The sequence below is a fragment of the Williamsia serinedens genome (assembly GCF_024171725.1).
Classification (GTDB): Bacteria; Actinomycetota; Actinomycetes; order Mycobacteriales; family Mycobacteriaceae; genus Williamsia_A; species Williamsia_A serinedens.
This window is the reverse complement of sequence record NZ_JAMTCG010000006.1, coordinates 390,810-409,808: the sequence shown is the minus strand read 5'-3', so window position 1 is coordinate 409,808 and position 18,999 is coordinate 390,810. Positions and strand designations below refer to the sequence as shown.

Sequence of the window (18,999 nt, the reverse complement as noted above, 5' to 3'; positions counted from 1 at the left end):
CACGGCGTCAGACCCGCAGGTCGGTCGCAGACAGGTCGTAGGAGTTGGTGGGGCGCAGACCGATGTCACCGACGCGATCGCGGCGGGCCAGGATCACCTTCGGTACGAACGTCCACAGGTAGGGCGCCGTCGCCGCGACCTGGCGCTGTGCGCGGGCGAGCAATTGGTCGCGCCGTACCGGGTCGACCGTCTCCGACGCCTGCGTGATGGTCGCGGTGATCTCGGGGAACACGTAGCCCTGGTAGGTGTCCCCGGTGCGCTCCTTCTCGGCGGTGCCCGCAAACATGCCCTGCATGATCGTCAGCCCCAGACCCGTGGGGCCCGGGAAGCCGTTGCCCAGCACGTCCCAGTCGCCGGCCTTGCCCTGACGCCACGACATGATGTCGCCGCCGGGCTCGAACTGCTGGAGGGTGGCCCGCACGCCCACGGCGCCGAGCATCTGGACGACGGACTCCATGATGTCGGTGTCGTTGACGAACTCGCCGCTCTCCCAGATGAATTTGAGAGAGAGATCGCGAACACCCAACGCCGACAACTCGGCCCGCGCCCGGGCGGGGTCGTAGACGTAACGGCCGGTCTCGATGGCCCCGTCCAGCGTCATCGGCATGACGCCGACAGCCTCGGTCGCGGCGCCCTGCATCACCTGGTCGATGAGGGCCGGTCCGTTGATGGCGTAGGTCAGTGCCTTGCGCACGCGGGCGTCGGCCAGCGGGTGCGTCTTCGGCTTGCGGAAGTTGTAGAACAGCTGGTTCAGACGTACGCCGTCGGTCCGTTCGATCGACACACCCGACAGCCCGGCGAGCTGATCTGCGGAGTCCGGGCTGATGGAGTCGATGACGTCGACCTCGCCGCTGCGCAGCGACACCACGCGGTTGGACTCGTCTGGCATGAACCGGACCTGGACCGAATCGACGCGGGGGGCGGGTCCCCAGTACCGGGTGTTGCGGCTGAGGGTGTAGTTGCCGACTCCGGAGTCCGCCGCGGTGACGACGTACGGCCCGGACCCGACCCCACCGCGGAGCTCGCGCGGCTGGTTGGCAGCCGCCGGCGTGATCAGGATGTTGCTCATCAGGTAGTCGAGGACGGGCACCGGGCGCTGGGTGTCGAGGGTGAAGGTCGACTCGTCGATCTTCCCGACGGTCGGCCACTCGGGGAAGAAGCCGCCGACGAATGACCCGTCCACCTCGCTGTAGCAGCGCAGGGCGGTGGCGACGTCCTCCACGCGGACCGGCGACCCGTCGGAGTAACAGATGCCGGGGCGCAGGTGGACCATCCAGCGGGTCGGGGAGACCAGTTCGAAGCGGTCGGCGAGGACGAGCTGGGGTTTGAGCTGCCGGTCGAGGGTGACCAGGGGCTGCCGGACCGCGCGCTGCACCGTCACCGCCGCGTCGAACTGGTTGAACTTGTTGTCCAGACTGGTGATGGACCGGTTCAGGGCGAGGCTGACGGTGCGCGGACCCGGCTTGCCGGTCGGCGTCGCGCAGGCCCCGACGGAGCCGAGGGTCACGCCGGCGGCCCCGAGGGCCAGGCCGGTCTGCAGCAGCGAGCGCCGGGAGAACGGCTGGTGCAGGACGGATCCGGTCATCGGCGTCCCTTTCGCAGACGATGGTGGTCGACATCGCGCCGGGCGGACCGGGCGTCGTCGCCGGGCGTCGATGTGACGCCGAGCACAGCGGACGTTACGCCGTGATGCGCAGATCGCGCAACTGTCAACTTTTTCTTGCGCAAAGCGCGCACAGCGTGCCATCGTGAGCGTGCGACAGTGTGAGCTGCGCAACAGTCATCTGCCGCGTGCGAGCGCGGCGACCGCCCGCCGGGCGGCCTGTTCCGGAGGTGAACCCATGGACGGCACCGATACCGTCGTCGGCCCGACCGACGCCAGGAGTGCGGCGTGACCGCCACGGCCGACGTCGCGCAGCCGACGACACCGCAACGCCGGCCGACCCCGGTCACGCCCGGGGCGGTACTGGGCGTGCTGCGCTCGGCGACGGCCCGCTACGTCGTGACCCGCCTCGCACAGAGTGTGCTGACGGTGTGGCTGACCATCACGACGGTCTTCTTCCTCATCCGTATGGCGCCGGGCGACCCGGCCCGGTCCATCGCGGGCCCCCTCGCGTCGACGGCGGAGATCGCCCGTCTCCGGACGAGCATGGGGCTCGACCAGTCGCTGATCACCCAGTACTTCATCTACCTCCGCGACGTCGCGACGCTCGACCTCGGTACGTCGTACTCCTTCCAGGCGCCCGCTCTCGATGTCGTGCTCGACCGGCTGCCCTACACGATCACCCTCGCGGTCGCGGCGATCCTGCTGACGATCGTGGTGGCGGTCCCGCTGGGTGTCTGGATGTCCCGGCACGCCGACTCCCGTCGTGAGCTGGGCGCGAACGTCCTGACGATCGCCGGACAGTCGATGCCGGACTTCTGGACCGGGCTGATGCTGCTCACCGTGTTCGCGGTCGTCGTCCCCGTGCTGCCGGCCGCCGGCTTCACCTCGTGGTCGGGTCTCGTGCTCCCGGCCGTCACGGTCGCCGTGCTGCAGATCGCGCTCATCTCGCGGATGGTCCGGCGGGAGATGACGGCCGCGTTCGCCTCTCCCTACATGACCGTGGCCCGTGCGCGGGGGCTGACCCGACGTCGCCTGACCTGGCGCTACGCGATGCGCAACTCGGCGATCCCCGTGGTCACCGCGCTCGGCACCCGCTTCGCGGCGCTTCTCAACGGCGTCGTGGTCGTCGAGGTCGTGTTCGCGTGGCCCGGCGTCGGGTCGCTGGTGGTCCGCGCCCTGGAGACCCGTGACTACCCCCTCATCCAGGCGACCGTGCTGGTGACCGCGGTCCTCGCGATCACCGTCCAGCTCGTCGTCGACCTCTGTTATCCACTGCTCGACCCCCGTGTCCGCCTGGGGAAGGGAACCGGCAAATGACCACCGTGATCGAACGTCCCACCGAGCCGCGGCCGTCCGCGGTCACCCCGGCCGACGTCAAGAAGGCCGCCGCCACACGGCGCTCCCGCGACAGCCGGCTCAAGATCTGGATCGGCAGCATCTGCGCACTGGCGGTCATCCTTCCCGTCGCGTTCGCGCGGGTCCTGCCCATCGCCGACCCCGACACCACGCAGCTCGGTGCTCGGCGCCTGCCGCCGCTGACCGACGGCCACCTGTTCGGCACCGACCAGCTCGGTCGGGACCTGTTGGCGCGCATCCTCTACGGCGGGCAGGTGTCGCTCGCGATCGGCATCCTGGCGGTCATCGTCTCCGGACTGATCGGCATCGTGCTGGGCTCGCTGGCCGGCTACTTCGGCGGCTGGGTCGACGCGGTCGTCAGCCGCCTGCTCGAGGCGCAGATGTCCCTGCCGCTGCTGATGATGCTGCTGCTCGTCGTCGCCCTGTTCGGTCCGTCGATCCCCGTCATCACCTTCGTCATCGCCATCGCGCAGTGGCCCGAGGTCGCTCGGCTCACCCGATCGCTCGTGCTCGTCGAACGCGAGAAGCCCTATGTCGCAGCGGCGAAGGTGCTCGGCGTGGGCAGCGTCGCGACGCTGGTCCGCCACGTCATCCCGAACATCGTGAAGGCGGCGACCCTCGTGGTGCTGCTCCTCCTCGCGCAGGCTGTTCTCCTGGAGAGCGCTCTGAGCTATCTGGGCGCCGGCCCGCAGCGGCCGTTCGCCACCTGGGGTCGGATCATCTCCGACGGGCAGGACTACATCACGACGTCCTGGTGGCTGGTCACCCTGCCCGGCCTGGCGATCGTGCTCCTCGTGGTCGGTGTGAACCTGCTCGGCGACGGACTGCGCGAGCGGGGTCCCCGCACGAAGAGATCGTTGGTGGCGCAGGTGCTCTCACCGTCCCGACGATTCGCCACCCGGAAGGAGAGCTGACATGGCCACACCGCACATCACCCCCGACGTCACGGACACGGACAGCACCGAACCGCTCCTCTGTGTCGAGGACTTCGGCGTCGAGCTGATCACCGCGACCGGCGTCGTCCGCGCCGTGGACACCGTGTCGTTCAGCATCGCCGCCGGGGAGACCGTCGCCGTCATCGGCGAGTCCGGATCGGGGAAGTCGACGACCGCGATGGGCGTCCTCGGGTTGCTCCCCGACGACCTCGCCGTGCGCTCGGGCGCGGTCCGCTACCGGGGCCGCGACATTCTGGGCGACGCCGACGCACTGCACGAGGTCCGGGGTCGCGAGATCGCACTGATCCCGCAGGATCCGATGGCCGCGCTGAGCCCGGTGCACACGGTGGGATCCCAACTGCGGGAGGCCGTCGCGCACAGCGGCGTCCGTGGACGGCGAGCGCAGCGCGAGCAGTGCGTCGAGCTGCTCCGTCAGGTCCGGATCCCGAACCCCGAGCACCAGTTGGGCAGGTACCCGCATCAGTTCTCCGGCGGCATGCTGCAGCGTGTCCTGATCGCCGCGGCGCTCGCCTCCTCGCCGCGGTTGGTCGTCGCCGACGAGCCGACCAGCGCCCTCGACGTCACGGTGCAGGCCGGGATCCTCGACCTGCTCATGGGACTGCAGGAGCGCACGGGTGTCGGCATGCTGATCATCACCCACGACCTCGGGGTGGCCCGGCTCGTGGCAGACCGCATCCACGTCATGAAGGAGGGCCGCTTCGTGGAGGCCGGCCCCGCGGACGACATCGTCGACACCCCGCAGAGCCCGTACACCAAGAAGCTCCTCGACGCCGTCCCCCGGCTCGGCCCGTGGAGTCTCCCCGGCGAACCCGTCACGGCAGGAGCGACCGCATGAGCCCCCTCCTCTCGGTGAGCGACCTCGCCGTCGAGTACCACACGCCGCAGGGCGCTTTCCGTGCTGTGCAGGACATCTCGTTCGACGTCGACCGCGGCTCGACGCTGGCCATCGTCGGCGAGTCGGGGTGCGGCAAGTCGACCATCGCCAAGTCGCTGGTACGCCTCGTCACGCCGTGCGCCGGGTCGATCACCTTCGACGGCACGGACATCGCCGGCCTGTCGGAGCGGGCCCTACGGCCGTTCCGCGCGCGCATCCAGATGGTCTTCCAGGATCCCTACGGATCACTGGACCCCCACCTCACGGCCGCGCAGATCGTCGCTGAGCCGCTGCAGGTGCGCGGTGTCCGCAGCCGCGCCGAACGGCGCCGACGCGCAGCCGAACTCGTCGACCAGGTCGGTCTGCCGTCGTCGGCCCTGGACCGTCGGCCGTCGGAGTTCTCCGGCGGTCAGCGGCAACGCATCGGGATCGCGCGGGCCCTCGCGAGCGATCCCGACCTGCTCGTCTGCGACGAGGCGACGAGCGCGCTCGACGTGTCCGTGCAGGCGCAGGTGCTCGACCTGCTGCGCGCCATCCAGCACGAGTCGGGTATCACCTACGTGTTCATCTCGCACAACCTCGGTGTCGTGCGGGAGATCAGCGACACCGTCGTGGTGATGTCGAAGGGTCGCATCGTCGAATCCGGTGTCACCGACGACGTCCTCGCTCGCCCGATCAACCCGTACACGGCCGCGCTGCGCTCGGCCGCCCTCGATCCCACGGTGATGACCGGCATCAAGCCGCGCCACATCGTCTCCCGTCCCGCCGTCCCCGCCGGAGCCGCCCTGTGACCACCCAGCCCGCCACGCTCATCGATTCCTCATCTCTCGCTCTGACCGGGCCCGTGCTCGGGACCATGACCTTCGGCGACACCGTCGACGCCGACACGGCCGCCGCCATGGTCGATCTCGCGCTCGACTCCGGCATCCGCCACATCGACACCGCGAACGCCTACGCAGGCGGCGAGACCGAGAGGCTGCTGAGTCGGATTCTCGCGGGCCGCCGCGACGACGTCGTGATCGCGACGAAGGCCGGGATGCCGCATCCCGACGCCGGCGACCACGCGCTGCTGTCCGCCCCAGCGATCCGGTCGTGTGTCGAGGGCAGCCTGTCGCGCCTCGGTGTCGACCGCGTCGACCTCTTCTATCTCCACCAGCCCGATCGTGCGACGCCGCTGGCGGAGACGCTGAGCACGGTGGCCGAGCTGGTCTCCGAGGGGAAGGTCGGCGCCCTCGGCGTCTCGAACTTCGCCGCGTGGCAGATCGGCGACGTCGTGCGCGTGGCCGGCGAGGTCGGTGCGCCCGAACCGGTTGTCGCGCAACAGCTCTACAACCTCGTCGCCCGCCGAGTCGAGGACGAGTACGTCGAGTTCGCGGCGACCGCCGGAATCGCCACCATGGTCTACAACCCGCTGGGCGGTGGACTCCTCACGGGACGGCATCAGTTCACGGCCACACCCGAGGACGGTCGCTTCGGCGACTCGCGCCTCGCCGCCATGTACCGCGAGAGATACTGGAACGAGGGCCTGTTCGACGCGATCGCCGCATTGACCTCGATCGCCGGGGAGGCGGGGATCCCGATGGTGGAGCTCGCCCTGCGGTGGCTGATCTCGCGCCCCGTCACATCGTCGATCCTCCTCGGTGGATCTGCCGTCGGTCAGCTGCGATCCAACCTCGACGCGCTGTCTAGGGGACCGCTGCCCGACGACGTCGTCGCCGCCTGCGACGAGGTGGGCGCCGCTCTGCGCGGCCCGATGCCGGCGTACAACCGATGAGCGCCGCCGATGTCCGCGAAGGCGGATCCGCAGCCGCCTTCGCGCGCCGCGTCCGGGCGCGTGACCGCATCGTGGGCTATTGGTCGGTCATCGACAGCCCGGTCTCGACGGAGTGGCTCGCCCACCTCGGCTGGGACTACATCGCTCTCGATCTCCAGCACGGTCTCATCGGCTACGAGGGGATGGTGCGTGGCCTCACGGCAATCGACGCCGCCCGCGGCCCCGTCGGCCTCATCAGGGTGGAGGCGAACGACCCCACCCCGATCGGCCGCGCGCTCGACGCCGGTGCCGCCGGGGTGATCGTTCCGCTCGTCGACACTGCCGAGGAGGCGGCCGCGGCGGTCGCCGCCGCGAAGTACCCGCCCCACGGCGTACGGTCCTACGGGCCGATGCGGTCGCAGCTGCGGGTCGGGCCCACGCCCGCGCAGGCCGACTCCGAGACCGTCGTGCTCGTGATGATCGAGACGCCAGGCGGTCTGGCGAACGTGGCCGAGATCTGCGCGGTCGACGGGGTCGACGGCGTCTACGTCGGTCCGTCCGATCTCCGACTCGCTGTCGGCGGGACGTCCACCACGGACACCTTGGTCGACGCGGAGTTCGAGGCGGCGCTCGCCACCGTGCGCGACGCCGCCGCGGCCGCCGGCGTCACCGCCGGTATCCACACCGCTTCCGGTGAAGTCGCGGCGAAACGCCTCGCAGAGGGCTTCACGCTGGCCACCGTGGCGTCGGATCTGACGCACCTCAAGGCCGCGTCACAGGCACACCTCGACGCCGCGCGTCTCTGACGCCGACGCCGGACACGCCACCGCGACGGTCCCCCTGCCGAAGAACCGTCGCGGTGGTCGTCGTCCCGCCGTGGGTCAGCGGTTGCCGAGTTGGATCGGGCCCTGCCCGAAGTTGATGCAGCCGGAGAACGTCTGGAAGTCGCCGGCGAAGCCCTGGCCGCCGGTGCAGGTGGCGGCCGAGGTGCCGGTGACCGTCACGGTCGCGCCCGGGCCGGCGATACCGATGGCCAGACCCGGCTTCACGCCGGTCAGGTTGACGATCGCGCCGGGGCCGGACGCGATCGCTGCCGGTGCGGCGAAGTTCTGCGCCTGCGAGGTGGCCTTGCCGCCGCCGAGTCCGATCGCCAGGGAGAGGCCGTTGGCCTTCGCGTTCGCCGACGCGGCGCCCTTGGTGTCACCGATGCCCGCCGAGGTGCCCGTGGGCGAGGAGGTCGCCGAGCAGTTGTCGGTCACCGAGGTCTGGTTCGGGAGCGCCGGGCAAGCGACCGGGGCGGCCGATGCCGGGGCGGCTGCGAAGGCGATGCCGGCACCGGCGAACAGGCTGAACGCGCCGACGGTGGCGATGCGACGAGTGGTGGTGGACATGAAGAACCCTCTCTGGATGAACACGTGTACAGGCCATGGTCGTGACCTGCCGACACGACTCAGGTCCGCGATGGTCACAGAGGAGTCACGGGAACGTCGCTGCCGGGTCACCGCGCATTCTCGACACCACACAAATCCTTCAGGAACGAAGATGTCGCGCGAATGACCACCCAGACGAAGAAACCCGACCTCGACCGTGCGGGTCGAGACCGGGTGCTTCTCTGCGGAGGATGGGGGATTCGAACCCCCGAGGGCTGTTAACCCAACCCGCGTTCCAGGCGAGCGCCATAGGCCACTAGGCGAATCCTCCAGTGGGCAAGATGATAGCCGCGGGCCGGTCGACGGTCACAACGGCGCTGGTCACACGACGAATTCGGGCGACGGGGGCGTGGCGTCTACACTTGCACACGGATCCCGCGCGGCGTGCATCCTGTGAACTCCCCCAGGGCCGGAAGGCAGCAAGGGTCAGCGGGCTCTCTCGGGTGCGCGGGGTCCCCTTATCTTCCGGGACTGCCCGGCCGCAGGGTCGGTGAGAGGTCAGCGTGAACTACCACTCGATGAGTGCCGCCGAGCTGGGCGTTACCCGCGACGAGCTGACCGACCTCTACGAGAAGCTCCGCGCGGCCGGACTCTCCCTCGACCTGACCCGCGGCAAGCCCGCGCCGGATCAGCTCGATCTCTCCACGCCGATCCTCTCGCTGCCGGGTGACGACTTCCGCGACCCTGACGGCACCGACTGCCGCAACTACGGCGGCCTCACCGGACTGCCGGGCCTGCGTCGCATCTTCGGGGAGCTGCTCGCGGTCCCCGCGGACCAGCTCGTCGCCGCGAACAACTCGAGCCTCGAGATCATGTACGACCTGACCGTCGCGGCCCTGCTGCACGGCACCCCGGACTCCGACGGCCCGTGGTCGCGGCAGACGGTGAAGTTCTTGTGCCCGTCGCCCGGGTACGACCGTCACTTCGCCATCTGCGAGAAGCTCGGCATCGAGATGGTCATGGTCGACATGCTGCCGACCGGCCCCGACGTCGAGCAGTGTGCGGCCCTCACCGCGGCCGACGACTCGATCAAGGGCATGTGGCTGGTGCCGATGTACTCGAACCCCACCGGCGCCACGGTGACCGAGGACGTCCTGCGCTCGCTGCTGACGATGCCGGCAGCGCCCGACTTCCGCATCTACTGGGACAACGCCTACGCGGTCCACACGCTCACCGGTGAGTTCCACGAGCCGCTGCCGATCCTGCAGTGGGCGGCCGAGGCGGGCAACCCCAACCGGCCGTACGTGTTCGGCTCCACGTCGAAGATCACCTTCGCCGGTGCCGGCGTCGCGTTCCTCGGGGCGTCGGCGGACAACGTCGCGTGGCACCAGCAGAACCAGTCGGTGTCGACGATCGGACCCGACAAGCTGAACCAGCTGCGCCACCTGCAGTTCTTCGGCGACGCCGACGGCGTCCGCGCGCACATGCTCAAGCACCAGGAGCTGTTGGCGCCGAAGTTCGCGCTCGTCGCCCGGATCCTCGACGAGCGTCTCAGCGCGTCGAAGGTCGCGTCGTGGACCGACCCCGACGGCGGCTACTTCGTCAGCCTCGACGTCCTCGACGGCACCGCCGCCCGCGTCATCGAGCTCGCCAAGGACGCCGGGATCGCGCTGACCGCAGCGGGATCGGCGTTCCCCTACAAGCAGGACCCGAACGATCGGAACATCCGGATCGCGCCGACCTTCCCCTCTCTGTCCGACCTCGAGACGGCGATAGACGGCGTGGCGACGTGTGTCCTCCTCGCCGCGGCCGACAGCCTGCTGGCCTCCGCGGAGAACTGACGCCGGTGACCGCCACCGGTGAGAAGACCACCGGTCGACGCGCACTGCCCGACGTCCGGACCGGAGCCGTCGTCGTCGCGGTCGCGCTGGGGCTGCTGTCCATCTGGCTGCAGCACCTGATCACCGCGTACGACGAACCGTTCTGGGGTCTCTTCGACAATCAGCTCGACCTCGACGTCTACCGCGCGGGCGCACAGACCGTCCTCGACGGGGGCCGCCTCTACGACGCGAAGTTGTTGGGGCAGATGGACTACACCTACGCGCCGGTGTCGGTGCTCGTGTTCGCCCCGTTCGCCGCGGTCCCGTTCCTCGTGGCGCGGATCGTCTGGACGGTCCTGATCTTCGCCGCCCTCTACTGGGTCATCATGATGTCGTTCCGCGCGCTGGGTCGCGACATCACGTGGCGCCTGCGGGTGGTCGCCGGCGCGCTGGTTCTGGTGTCGACGCTGCTCGAGCCGGTGCGCAGCACCATCTGGTTCGGCCAGGTGAACATCTTTCTCATGGCGATCATCCTGTGGGATCTGCTGCGGCCGAACGGCTCCCGACTACAGGGTGTCGGAGCCGGCATCGCGGCGGGCATCAAGCTGACCCCGCTCGTCTTCACCGTGTACCTGCTCCTGATCCGCCGGTCGCGCGCCGCGGTGACGAGCGTCGCGGGATTCGTCGGCACCATCGCGCTCGCGTTCGCCGTCATGCCGCGCGACTCGTGGCAGTACTGGACCGGCACGTTCGTCGACTCCAAGCGCGTCGGCGCCCCCGACACCGTCGGCAACCAGTCGCTGCGCGGTCTCATCGCCAACCTCGGTCGCACCGACCACCCGTCGACCCTGATCTGGCTCATCCTCGCGGCCGTCGTCGCGGTGCTCGGGTTCGCCGCCGCCCACCGGGCGCACCGCGGTGGTCAGGAGCTGCTCGCGATCACGCTCGTCGGCATGACCTCCTGTGCGGTGTCCCCGATGTCGTGGGGGCACCACTGGGTCTGGCTGGTCCCGTTGACGGTCATCGGTGTGCACCACGTCCTCGGCGGCCGGCGCACCGTGGCCGCGGCATCGGCGATCGGCGTCACCGCACTGGTCCTCACCGCGTTCGCCTGGCGGACCCGGATCGGCGGCGCGATGACCTACGTGGGTGTCGAGCACCCCTATGCCCTCTACACCGGCCTGTTCTTCAAGGACGGGATCGACACCCTGCGCTGGTTCACCCTCGCGCCGTACCTCTGGATCCTCGTCGTCACGGCGGTGGTGACGTTCCTGGTCGTGCGCGTGCCCGAGAGCCGGGTCGACGCCGACGACGCGGTCACCGCGAGCGGGTCGCCAGCGAGATGACGCGGTCGGTGACGGCCTGCGGCGTCAGCCCGGTCGCGACCACCTGCGCCCGGCTGGCCGTGTCGCACAGGTAGCGCCGCCGGGGTCGACGCGCCGTCAGCGCGTGCTCGATGCGCGTTGCGACCACGTCGGGGTCGACCGCACTGCGCTGCATCGCCGGCAGCAGCCGGCGCATCCCGGAGATCTGCCGGCGGTACAGGCTCCGGTGCTCCTCGCTCATCGCCGCGGTGGCGGCGTCGAAGTCGTCGAAGACCCCGGTCCACATGTCCGTGCGCGTCGGCCCGGGCTCGACGAGGGAGACCCCGATGCGCCACGGCCGCAACTCGATGCGCAGCGCGTCGGCGAGCCCCTCGACGGCGTACTTCGACGCGCAGTAGATGCCGGTGCCGGGTGTCGCGACCCGTCCACTCACCGACGACACGAAGACGATCCGTCCTCGGGCGGCGCGGATCGCGGGGAGCACCGCCTGCGTCACCGCCACCTGCGCCGCGACGTTCACGTCGAGCTGGCGGGCGACGTCGGCGCGAGACAGCGCCTCGATCGGTCCGTGGACCGCGATCCCGGCGTTGTTGACGAGACCGTCGAGATGGTCCGGCAGGCGGTCGGCGAGTGCGGCGACGTCGGTCTCGGCGGTGACGTCGAGTTCGACGGGCACGACGTTCTCGATGTCGGCGAGCTCGGCGCGCTGCGCAGCGGACCGGGCGCCGGCGTACACGGTCCATCCCGCCGTGGCGAGACGTCGGGTGGTGGCGAGACCGATGCCGCGGCCGGCTCCGGTGACGAGGACAGACGGCACGGTGCACTCCTGGTCGATGAGTCGCGCGCCGACGGCCCGCGGAGGGGGACTCACGTTATAGCCTGACAGACGCCCGAGACCCACCGATCGAGGCGAGTTCGAACGCGTGACCATGCCCGCTGCCCGAGTGCTGCCCCGCAGCACGGTGTTCGGTGGACTACTGGTCGTCGTCGCCGGGTTCGCGGTGTTTGTCCAGTACCGCTACATCCCCTGGGACGCACCGGTCTTCGGGCTGCTCAACAACCAGCTGGACCTCCGCGTCTACCGCGCCGGCGGGTCCCGACTGCTCGACGGGCTGCCGATCTACGACGGCATGGTGCTGGGCCACATGGAGTACACCTACCCGCCGTTCTCGACCGTCGTGATGTCACCGTTCGCGCTGATGAGCAAGAACGCCGCCGGCTGGACATGGCTTGCGCTCGAGGTGGTCGCGCTGCTCTGGGTGGTGTGGGCGAGCTTCCGTTCCCTCGGCCACCGACGGTCCGGGATGCTCCTGCTCCTCACCGTCGCGACGGCGGCCGTCGCGTCGGTGCTCGAGCCGGTGCGCACCACCGTCTGGTTCGGGCAGATCAACCTGTTCCTCATGGCGGCCCTGCTGTGGGACCTGCTCCGCGGGCCGGACTCCCGGTTGCGGGGGTTCGCGGTCGGGCTCACCGCCGGCGTGAAGCTGACCCCTGCGTTCTTCGTCGTGTATCTCGCGGTCACGCGCCAGTGGCGCGCAGCTGCCACGGCGCTGGTCGTGGGTGTCGCGACGGTGGTCGTCGGTGTGCTGGTGATGCCGCGGCAGTCGTGGATGTTCTGGACCGACAAGGTCCTCGACTCGCAGCGCGTCGGCGTCGCCGGCAACCCGGCCAACCAGTCGGTGCGGGGGGCGCTCGCGCGTCTCCTCGACACCCCGCATCCGAACACGGCCCTGTGGTTGGGCTGCTGCCTGGCCGCCGCGGCACTCGGGCTCGGCGCCGCGTTCCTCGCCCACCGCCGCGGTCACGAGCTGCTGGCGCTGACCCTCACCGGCATGACGACGACGGCGGTGTCGCCCTTCTCCTGGGGACACCACTGGGTCTGGTTCGTCCCGCTGCTCGTCATCGCGATCGACCTGGTGCTGCGCGCCTGGACCGACGGACGGCGTCTCGTCGCGGTCGCCCTCGTGCTCGTGCCGCTCGCCGTCGTGCTCGACGCGTTCATCTGGAAGTACTTCGTGCCGGAGGGCGTGGGCGCGTTGCGGCCCTTCTACGGGATCGGGCTGTTCATGAACCCGGTGCACCCCGCGCTGACGTGGTTCGCGGCGCAGCCGTACCTCTGGGCGTTCGCGGCCACGGCCGTCGTGACGATCGTCGTCTGCCTGCGCCCGGCGGGTCGTCCACAGGTCGTCGCTCCGGCCCCGATCGGCGTCGGAGCCCGCCGGTAGTCTCTACCCGTGGCGCTGTACCGGACCTATCGACCGTCGACATTCGCCGAGGTCGTCGGCCAGGAGCATGTGACCGATCCACTGTGCCGTGCACTCGACTCGGGCCGCATCAACCACGCCTACCTCTTCTCCGGGCCGCGCGGCTGCGGCAAGACGTCGTCGGCGCGCATCCTGGCCCGGTCGCTCAACTGCGTGCAGGGCCCGACGTCGACGCCGTGCGGCGTCTGCGAGTCGTGTGTCGCGCTGGCTCCGGGCGGTCCGGGCAACCTCGACGTGATCGAGCTCGACGCGGCCAGCCACGGCGGTGTCGACGACACGCGCGAACTGCGGGACCGGGCCTTCTTCGCCCCCGCCGAGTCGCGGTACCGCGTGTTCATCGTCGACGAGGCACACATGGTCACCACGGCGGGCTTCAACGCGCTGTTGAAGATCGTCGAGGAGCCACCGGAGCACCTCATCTTCGTGTTCGCGACCACCGAGCCCGAGAAGGTCCTGCCGACCATCCGGTCGCGGACGCACCACTATCCGTTCCGCCTGCTGCCGCCGCCGGTGATGCGGGGCCTGCTCGAATCGATCTGCGCCCGTGAGGGCGTCACCGTCGACCCGCTGGTGTATCCGCTGGTCATCCGAGCCGGTGGTGGCTCCCCGCGTGACTCGCTCAGCGTCCTCGACCAGCTACTGGCCGGCGCCGACGACACCGGCGTCACCTACGAGCGGGCACTCGCGCTGCTCGGTGTCACCGACGTCGCCCTCATCGACGCCGCGGTCGACGCCCTTGCCGACGGTGATGGCGCCGCGCTGTTCTCGGCGGTCGAGCGCCTCGTCGACGCCGGACACGATCCGCGTCGGTTCGCCGTCGACCTGCTCGAGCGTTTCCGCGACCTGATCCTGCTGCAGGCCGTTCCCGACGCGGCCGATCGTGGCCTGGTGGAGGCGCCGGGCGACCAGCTGGAGCACCTGCGCGAGGAAATCGCGCGGATTGGTCCGGCCACCCTGACCCGCTACGCGGAGACGGTGAACGCCGCGCTCGGTGAGATGCGGGGGACGACGTCGCCCCGGCTGCTGCTCGAGGTGATGTGCGCGCGCATGCTGCTGCCCGCGGCGACCGACGAGGAGTCGGCGGTGCTGCAGCGACTGGAGAGGATCGAGGCGCAGCTGGCCGGCGGTGCACCCGCGGTCGCGCCGACCGTGGTCCGCGACGGTGCTGCCGTGCCCTCGGCGTCGGTGTCGACGCCACCGCCCGTCGCGGCTCCGGCCGATCCGTCACGACCGGAACCCGGCTCGCGGTTCGTCCGGAAGTCGCAGCAGGTCCCGGCCCCCGAGCCCCAGCCGGACGCCGCAGCCCCCGAGCCCGTCCCGACGCCCGAGCCCGTCCGCACGCCCGAGCCCGTCCCCACGCCAGAGCCCGAGCCCGTCCCCACGCCGAAGCCGGTTGCCGCCGAGGCGCCGCCGGCCGTCGAACCGGCGCCAGAACCCGAGTCTGCGCCCGAACCGGAGGACGCGCCTGCGCCGGAGCCCGAGCCGGAGCCGAGGGTCGAGGCGGCGCCGGAGCCCGAGCCGGCACCAGAGCCGGAACCCGCACCCGAGCCGTCCGCCGAGTCCGCGCCGGCTGCCGCTGCGGTGGACGTCGACGCTGTTCGCGCCGCGTGGGGCGACATCCGCGCCAAGGTCGGCGAGAACGACAAGGTCATCCAGGTGATGCTGTCGGCGGCCGTCGTGCGAGCCGTCGAGGGGAACACGCTCGTCATCAGTCACGACACCGCACCGCTCGTCGCGCGGTTGTCCGATGCGCGGGCGTCGTCGGCGGTGGGTGCGGCGATGGGGCAGATCTTCGGTGGCGACTGGTCGATGAGGTGCTTGCACATGCCCGCCGACGCTGTCCCTGCGGCACCGCCCTCGGGACGGGGCGGAGGGAACCGGCCGGCCAAGGCGGCGACGCCGACGTACACCCGGCGAGGCCGGTCCGCGGACGCGCCTCCCCCGTCGAACGACGACGAGCCCCCGCCGGAAGAGCCTGCGCCGGAACCGGAACCACCCGTCGCCGACGAGGATCTCAGTGATGCCGAACGCGACGAGATGATCGCCGACGCCCGCGACAGTGAGCCGGACCCGCACCACGATCCCGACACGATGGCCCTCGAACTCCTGCAGTCCGAACTCGGAGCCCGTCGGATCGACTAGCGCGCATCGATCGCCTCGGCGCCAATCCGCCGAGCGTGCACTCGTTCTGACCGCTGCGCCATCGACTGCACGGCCGACGGGATCTACCGCACGGTCGACGGGATCTATTGCACGGTCGGGGAGTTGGCCCGACGAGCTGGCGTCTGGGCCCAGATCTCAGAGAGCTGAGCTCAGGCGCTCCACCAGGGCCGCAGGGGCAGGCCGTTGGACCCGTCGTCGTGGAGCTTGACCGCCAGCACCTGGTGCAGCTGGATCACGTTGCGCTCGAACCCGATCCGGCAGGCAGCCATGTACAGGCCCCACAGGCGTGCGGTCGACTCGTCGACCTCGGCGACGGCCGCGTCCCAGTTCTCGACGAGGTTGCGGTTCCAGTCGCGCAGGGTCATGGCGTAGTGCTCGCGGAGGTTCTCCTCGTGCATCACCTCGAGCCCGCCGAGGTTCTGGATCGCGCTGATGATGGTGCCCGAGCCGGTGAGCTCACCGTCGGGGAAGACGTACCGGTCGATGAAGGCGCCCGCCTTGTGCTTGCCCTTGTTGTCGGGACGCGTGATGCAGTGGTTGAGCATCAGCCCGCCGGGCTTGACCTTGTCGCGCATGAACCCGAAGTACGACGGGTAGTTCGCGACACCGATGTGCTCGGTCAGGCCGATCGACGACACCGCGTCGAAACCGCTCTCGGTGACGTCGCGGTAGTCGCTGTGACGGACCTCGGCGAACTCCGACAGCCCCTCGTCGGCGATGGCCTTCTGCGCCCACGCCGCCTGCTCGGCCGACAGCGTCGCACCGATCGCATGCACGCCCTGCCGTGCGGCGTACCGCACCATCCCGCCCCAGCCGCAACCGATGTCGAGGAGACGGTCACCGGCCTTCAGTCCGAGCTTCTCGAACACCAGGCGGTACTTGTTGTCCTGCGCGGTCTCCAGGCTCGCGTCGCGCTCGGGGAAGCAGGCGCAGGTGTACGTCATCGAGGGACCGAGGACGTACTCGTAGAAGGTGTTCGACACGTCGTAGTGGTGGTGGATGGCCTCCGCGTCGCGGGTCTTGCTGTGCCGCAACCCCTCCGCGATACGACGCCACCGCGGCAGCGCCTCCTGGGGCGGCGGCGCGACGGGCTTGAAGTGCTCGAGTCCCAGCGACCGTGCGATGGCGGCGAGCGTCAGAGCGTCCGGTCGCGCGAAGGAGACGGTGTCGCTCAGTGCCTTCAGAGCCTCGTACGGGTCCCCGGGAGGGGCGCCGTGCATGCGGAGGTCACCCGCGATGTAGGCGCGGGCGAGGCCCAGATCGCCCGGCGCGGTGGCGAGGTAGGTCGTGCCGCGCTGCGTGACGAGATCGAGCCCGTACTGCGCGTCCTCGGGACCGGCGGTGCTGCCGTCGTACGCCGTCACGCGGACCTGCAGGTCTCCGCCGGCGATGGTCTCGACGATCTCGGCCAACGACATCTTCGGAGGGTCGAGCAGCGTCCGCGTGCTCGCGTGGTCGGCGCGGGTGCGCTCGCGGGATGTGGTCATCGAGTCACCATCACTGTCGTCTCACGGCTTTCGCGTACAGGTCGAGCAGGCGCGACCCGGGGTCGTACTGCTTCTTCAGGAGGCGGTAGGGCTCGCCGCCGTACAGCTCGTCGAACTCGTCCTCGTCGTAGAACGCGTCGGAGTAGAGCGACTTGTGGCCGTCGAGTCGGGACACCGTCGTCTCGATCAGGCGGTTGGCACGACCCTCGGGTGCGCCGGGCTCGATGGGCACCGCCGACCAGAACCCCACGTTGACGTACGTGCGGTGCGGCTCCAGCGGGTAGAGCGGCCACGGCCGGGCGGTGTCCGCGCCGGGCGGGGGCGGATCGAGAAGGCGCAAGGGGCACAACCAGATCGGCTCGATCGGGATGTTCTCGAGGAACCAGGTGACGAACTCGGCGGTGCGCTCGATGGGCACCTCGATGTCCTGCACGACGCGCTCGCTCGGCGGCAGTCCCTTGCGCGCGTTGAGCCGGTCGCCGATGTCGTACTTGTGGTCCAGGCCGATGAGCTTCCAGTAGAAGCTGCTGCGCAGCAACCGTTTCGGCCAGAGCCGTCGGATGCGGGGGTTCTGCGCCCCGAACGCCCGTGAGCACCAGAACCAGTCGGTGTCCCAGCGCCACAGGTAGTCGTGGATGGTCAGCCGGTCCCGGATCGGCGACTGCGCGGCCGAGTGCTGGATGGACCGGTAGTAGATGTCCATGCCGGTGTAATCGCTGACGGCTCCGGCGACATCGGTCTGCCGTCCGAGGGTCAGGTAGCTCTCGGTCGCGGTGAAGACGACGCCGTCGAGGTAGTCGACGCGCTCGCCGTCGTGCTCACGGGTGGTGACGATGCGGTCCATCACCGTCTGCAGCTCGGCGACGTCGGTGAACCGCACGTGGCGGAGCTCGACGTAGGGCTGCACCTTTTCGAGCCGGATCTTCAGGCGCGTCGCGTACCCGAGCGTCCCGTAGCTGTTCGGGAAACCGAAGAACAGCGCGGAGTCGGGGCCGTCGGGTGTGGCGGTGACGATGTCCCCGCTGCCGGTGAGGATGTCCATCTCGAGCACCGACTCGTGCGGCAGGCCGCTGCGGAACGAGGTGCTCTCGATGCCGAGACCGGTGACCGCGCCGCCGAGGGTGATGGTCTTCAGCTGCGGCACGACCAGCGGCGCCAGGCCGTAGGGGAGCGTCGCCGCGACGAGGTCTTCGTAGGTGCACATCCCGGCGACGTCGGCGGTCAGCTCGTCGGGGTGCACCTCGATGACGCGGTCGAGGCCGGAGACGTCGAGACCGGGGTGCGGGTTGGCGGCGCGTCGACGGAAGAGGTTCGACGTCTTCTTGGCCAGGCGCACGGTGGCGTCCGGAGGGATCGCTCGGTAGCTCGCCTGCAGGGTGGCGACGCCGCGGGAGAAGGCCTCCCAGCCCATCTCCCGCCCGTTCGCCCCCGCACCGTCGACAGTCATCACCGCTGAGCCTAGGACCCTGGGCAGAGGGGTGCCAGACGGACCCCATGGCACGATCGCAGCATGGATGCCTCGTCGTTGCGGGAGCTGCAGAAGCCGCTCAAGGACACCTACAAGACCGACCCGTCGGCCGCCGTCGCGCACGTGCACGCGGAGGGGAGTTTCGCCGACCCGGGGATCACCGCCACGGTCGCCACGTGGTCGGGCCCGGTGCGCGCCGGGTTCCACCCGACGACCGGCGGCGACGGCAGCGACGCCTGCTCGGCCGACATGCTGCTGCAGGCCCTGGTCGGATGCGCGGGCGTCACCTTCCGCTCCGTCGCGACGGCCATGTCGATCGACGTCCGTGACGTCTCGGTCCGCGCCGACGGCACCTTCGACGCCCGCGGTACGCTCGGCACCGATCGGGAGGCGCGTGTCGGCATGTCCGACATCGGCCTGACGTTCACCTTCGACACCGACGCCGACGACGCGAAGGTCGACAAGCTGCTCGAGCTGACCGAGCGCTACTGCGTCGTCGCGCAGACCCTCAACGTCCCGGTCACGATCCAGCGGGGCTGAGCGGCCCCCGTACCCTG

At 70.2% G+C, this 18,999-nt stretch carries 16 protein-coding genes, 1 tRNA gene and 1 other RNA gene; 12 read left to right on the top strand and 6 right to left on the bottom strand.

Annotation, left to right across the window (positions count from 1 at the left end):
* Positions 1-7 precede the first annotated feature (7 nt).
* Positions 8-1,585: an ABC transporter substrate-binding protein gene (locus LX12_RS17870; protein ID WP_253655920.1), complete on the bottom strand. Its 1,578-nt coding sequence runs from the start codon at positions 1,583-1,585 to the stop codon at positions 8-10.
* Positions 1,586-1,891: 306 nt separating this feature from the next.
* Here LX12_RS17870 and LX12_RS17865 point away from each other — a divergent pair, with 306 nt between their 5' ends.
* The 6 genes from LX12_RS17865 to LX12_RS17840 are packed head-to-tail and all read left to right on the top strand — an operon-like array spanning position 1,892 to position 7,351.
* Positions 1,892-2,923, top strand: a complete 1,032-nt coding sequence (locus LX12_RS17865; RefSeq protein ID WP_253655919.1) for an ABC transporter permease — start codon at positions 1,892-1,894, stop codon at positions 2,921-2,923.
* Entirely contained in the window at positions 2,920-3,876 is a 957-nt protein-coding gene (locus LX12_RS17860; protein WP_253655918.1) for an ABC transporter permease, read from the top strand. The genes LX12_RS17865 and LX12_RS17860 overlap by 4 nt, the downstream gene beginning before the upstream one ends.
* A 1-nt stretch (position 3,877) precedes the next feature.
* On the top strand, positions 3,878-4,753 hold the full coding sequence (locus LX12_RS17855; protein ID WP_253655917.1) for an ABC transporter ATP-binding protein: 876 nt from the start codon (positions 3,878-3,880) through the stop codon (positions 4,751-4,753).
* Entirely contained in the window at positions 4,750-5,583 is an 834-nt protein-coding gene (locus tag LX12_RS17850) for an ATP-binding cassette domain-containing protein (RefSeq protein ID WP_253655916.1), read from the top strand. Before LX12_RS17855 ends, LX12_RS17850 begins: the two co-directional genes overlap by 4 nt.
* The gene (locus LX12_RS17845) at positions 5,580-6,566 is read left to right on the top strand and encodes an aldo/keto reductase (RefSeq protein WP_253655915.1); all 987 of its coding nucleotides are present in this window, start codon (positions 5,580-5,582) and stop codon (positions 6,564-6,566) included. The genes LX12_RS17850 and LX12_RS17845 overlap by 4 nt, the downstream gene beginning before the upstream one ends.
* Positions 6,563-7,351: an HpcH/HpaI aldolase family protein gene (locus tag LX12_RS17840; protein ID WP_253655914.1), complete on the top strand. Its 789-nt coding sequence runs from the start codon at positions 6,563-6,565 to the stop codon at positions 7,349-7,351. The genes LX12_RS17845 and LX12_RS17840 overlap by 4 nt, the downstream gene beginning before the upstream one ends.
* A gap of 75 nt (positions 7,352-7,426) precedes the next feature.
* Here LX12_RS17840 and LX12_RS17835 read toward each other — a convergent pair whose 3' ends face one another.
* Complete coding sequence (locus tag LX12_RS17835) at positions 7,427-7,936, bottom strand: DUF6764 family protein (protein ID WP_253655913.1); 510 nt, start codon at positions 7,934-7,936, stop codon at positions 7,427-7,429.
* A 224-nt stretch (positions 7,937-8,160) separates the two neighbouring features.
* Positions 8,161-8,246 (bottom strand) — tRNA-Ser (locus LX12_RS17830).
* A gap of 96 nt (positions 8,247-8,342) precedes the next feature.
* Here LX12_RS17830 and ffs point away from each other — a divergent pair.
* From ffs to LX12_RS17815, 3 genes are all read left to right on the top strand, one after another.
* An RNA gene (gene ffs, locus LX12_RS17825) (signal recognition particle sRNA small type) lies at positions 8,343-8,437 on the top strand.
* A 41-nt stretch (positions 8,438-8,478) separates the two neighbouring features.
* Entirely contained in the window at positions 8,479-9,756 is a 1,278-nt protein-coding gene (locus LX12_RS17820; RefSeq protein ID WP_308214032.1) for an aspartate aminotransferase type Ic, read from the top strand.
* A 5-nt stretch (positions 9,757-9,761) separates the two neighbouring features.
* Positions 9,762-11,081 carry a glycosyltransferase 87 family protein gene (locus tag LX12_RS17815; RefSeq protein WP_253655911.1) on the top strand — a complete coding sequence of 440 codons (1,320 nt, stop codon included), beginning with the start codon at positions 9,762-9,764 and terminating at the stop codon, positions 11,079-11,081.
* Here the strand turns inward: LX12_RS17815 and LX12_RS17810 are convergent.
* A complete protein-coding gene (locus LX12_RS17810) occupies positions 11,053-11,877 on the bottom strand; it encodes an SDR family oxidoreductase (RefSeq protein WP_253655910.1) in 825 nt (274 codons plus the stop codon). The two genes, LX12_RS17815 and LX12_RS17810, sit on opposite strands and share 29 nt — an antisense overlap.
* A gap of 112 nt (positions 11,878-11,989) precedes the next feature.
* Here LX12_RS17810 and LX12_RS17805 point away from each other — a divergent pair, with 112 nt between their 5' ends.
* Both LX12_RS17805 and LX12_RS17800 read left to right on the top strand, forming a co-directional pair.
* The gene (locus LX12_RS17805) at positions 11,990-13,285 is read left to right on the top strand and encodes a glycosyltransferase 87 family protein (protein ID WP_253655909.1); all 1,296 of its coding nucleotides are present in this window, start codon (positions 11,990-11,992) and stop codon (positions 13,283-13,285) included.
* 9 nt (positions 13,286-13,294) lie between these two features.
* Complete coding sequence (locus LX12_RS17800) at positions 13,295-15,466, top strand: DNA polymerase III subunit gamma and tau (RefSeq protein ID WP_253655908.1); 2,172 nt, start codon at positions 13,295-13,297, stop codon at positions 15,464-15,466.
* A 170-nt stretch (positions 15,467-15,636) separates the two neighbouring features.
* Here the strand turns inward: LX12_RS17800 and LX12_RS17795 are convergent, their stop codons facing one another.
* Together LX12_RS17795 and LX12_RS17790 are read right to left on the bottom strand one after the other, a co-directional pair.
* A complete protein-coding gene (locus LX12_RS17795; RefSeq protein WP_253655978.1) occupies positions 15,637-16,905 on the bottom strand; it encodes a class I SAM-dependent methyltransferase in 1,269 nt (422 codons plus the stop codon).
* Between the two features lie 79 nt (positions 16,906-16,984).
* Entirely contained in the window at positions 16,985-18,385 is a 1,401-nt protein-coding gene (locus tag LX12_RS17790) for an FAD-binding oxidoreductase (protein ID WP_253655977.1), read from the bottom strand.
* A gap of 99 nt (positions 18,386-18,484) precedes the next feature.
* On the opposite strand from LX12_RS17790, the gene LX12_RS17785 reads away from it, so the two are divergent.
* Complete coding sequence (locus tag LX12_RS17785) at positions 18,485-18,982, top strand: OsmC family protein (RefSeq protein WP_253655907.1); 498 nt, start codon at positions 18,485-18,487, stop codon at positions 18,980-18,982.
* Positions 18,983-18,999: the final 17 nt, after the last annotated feature.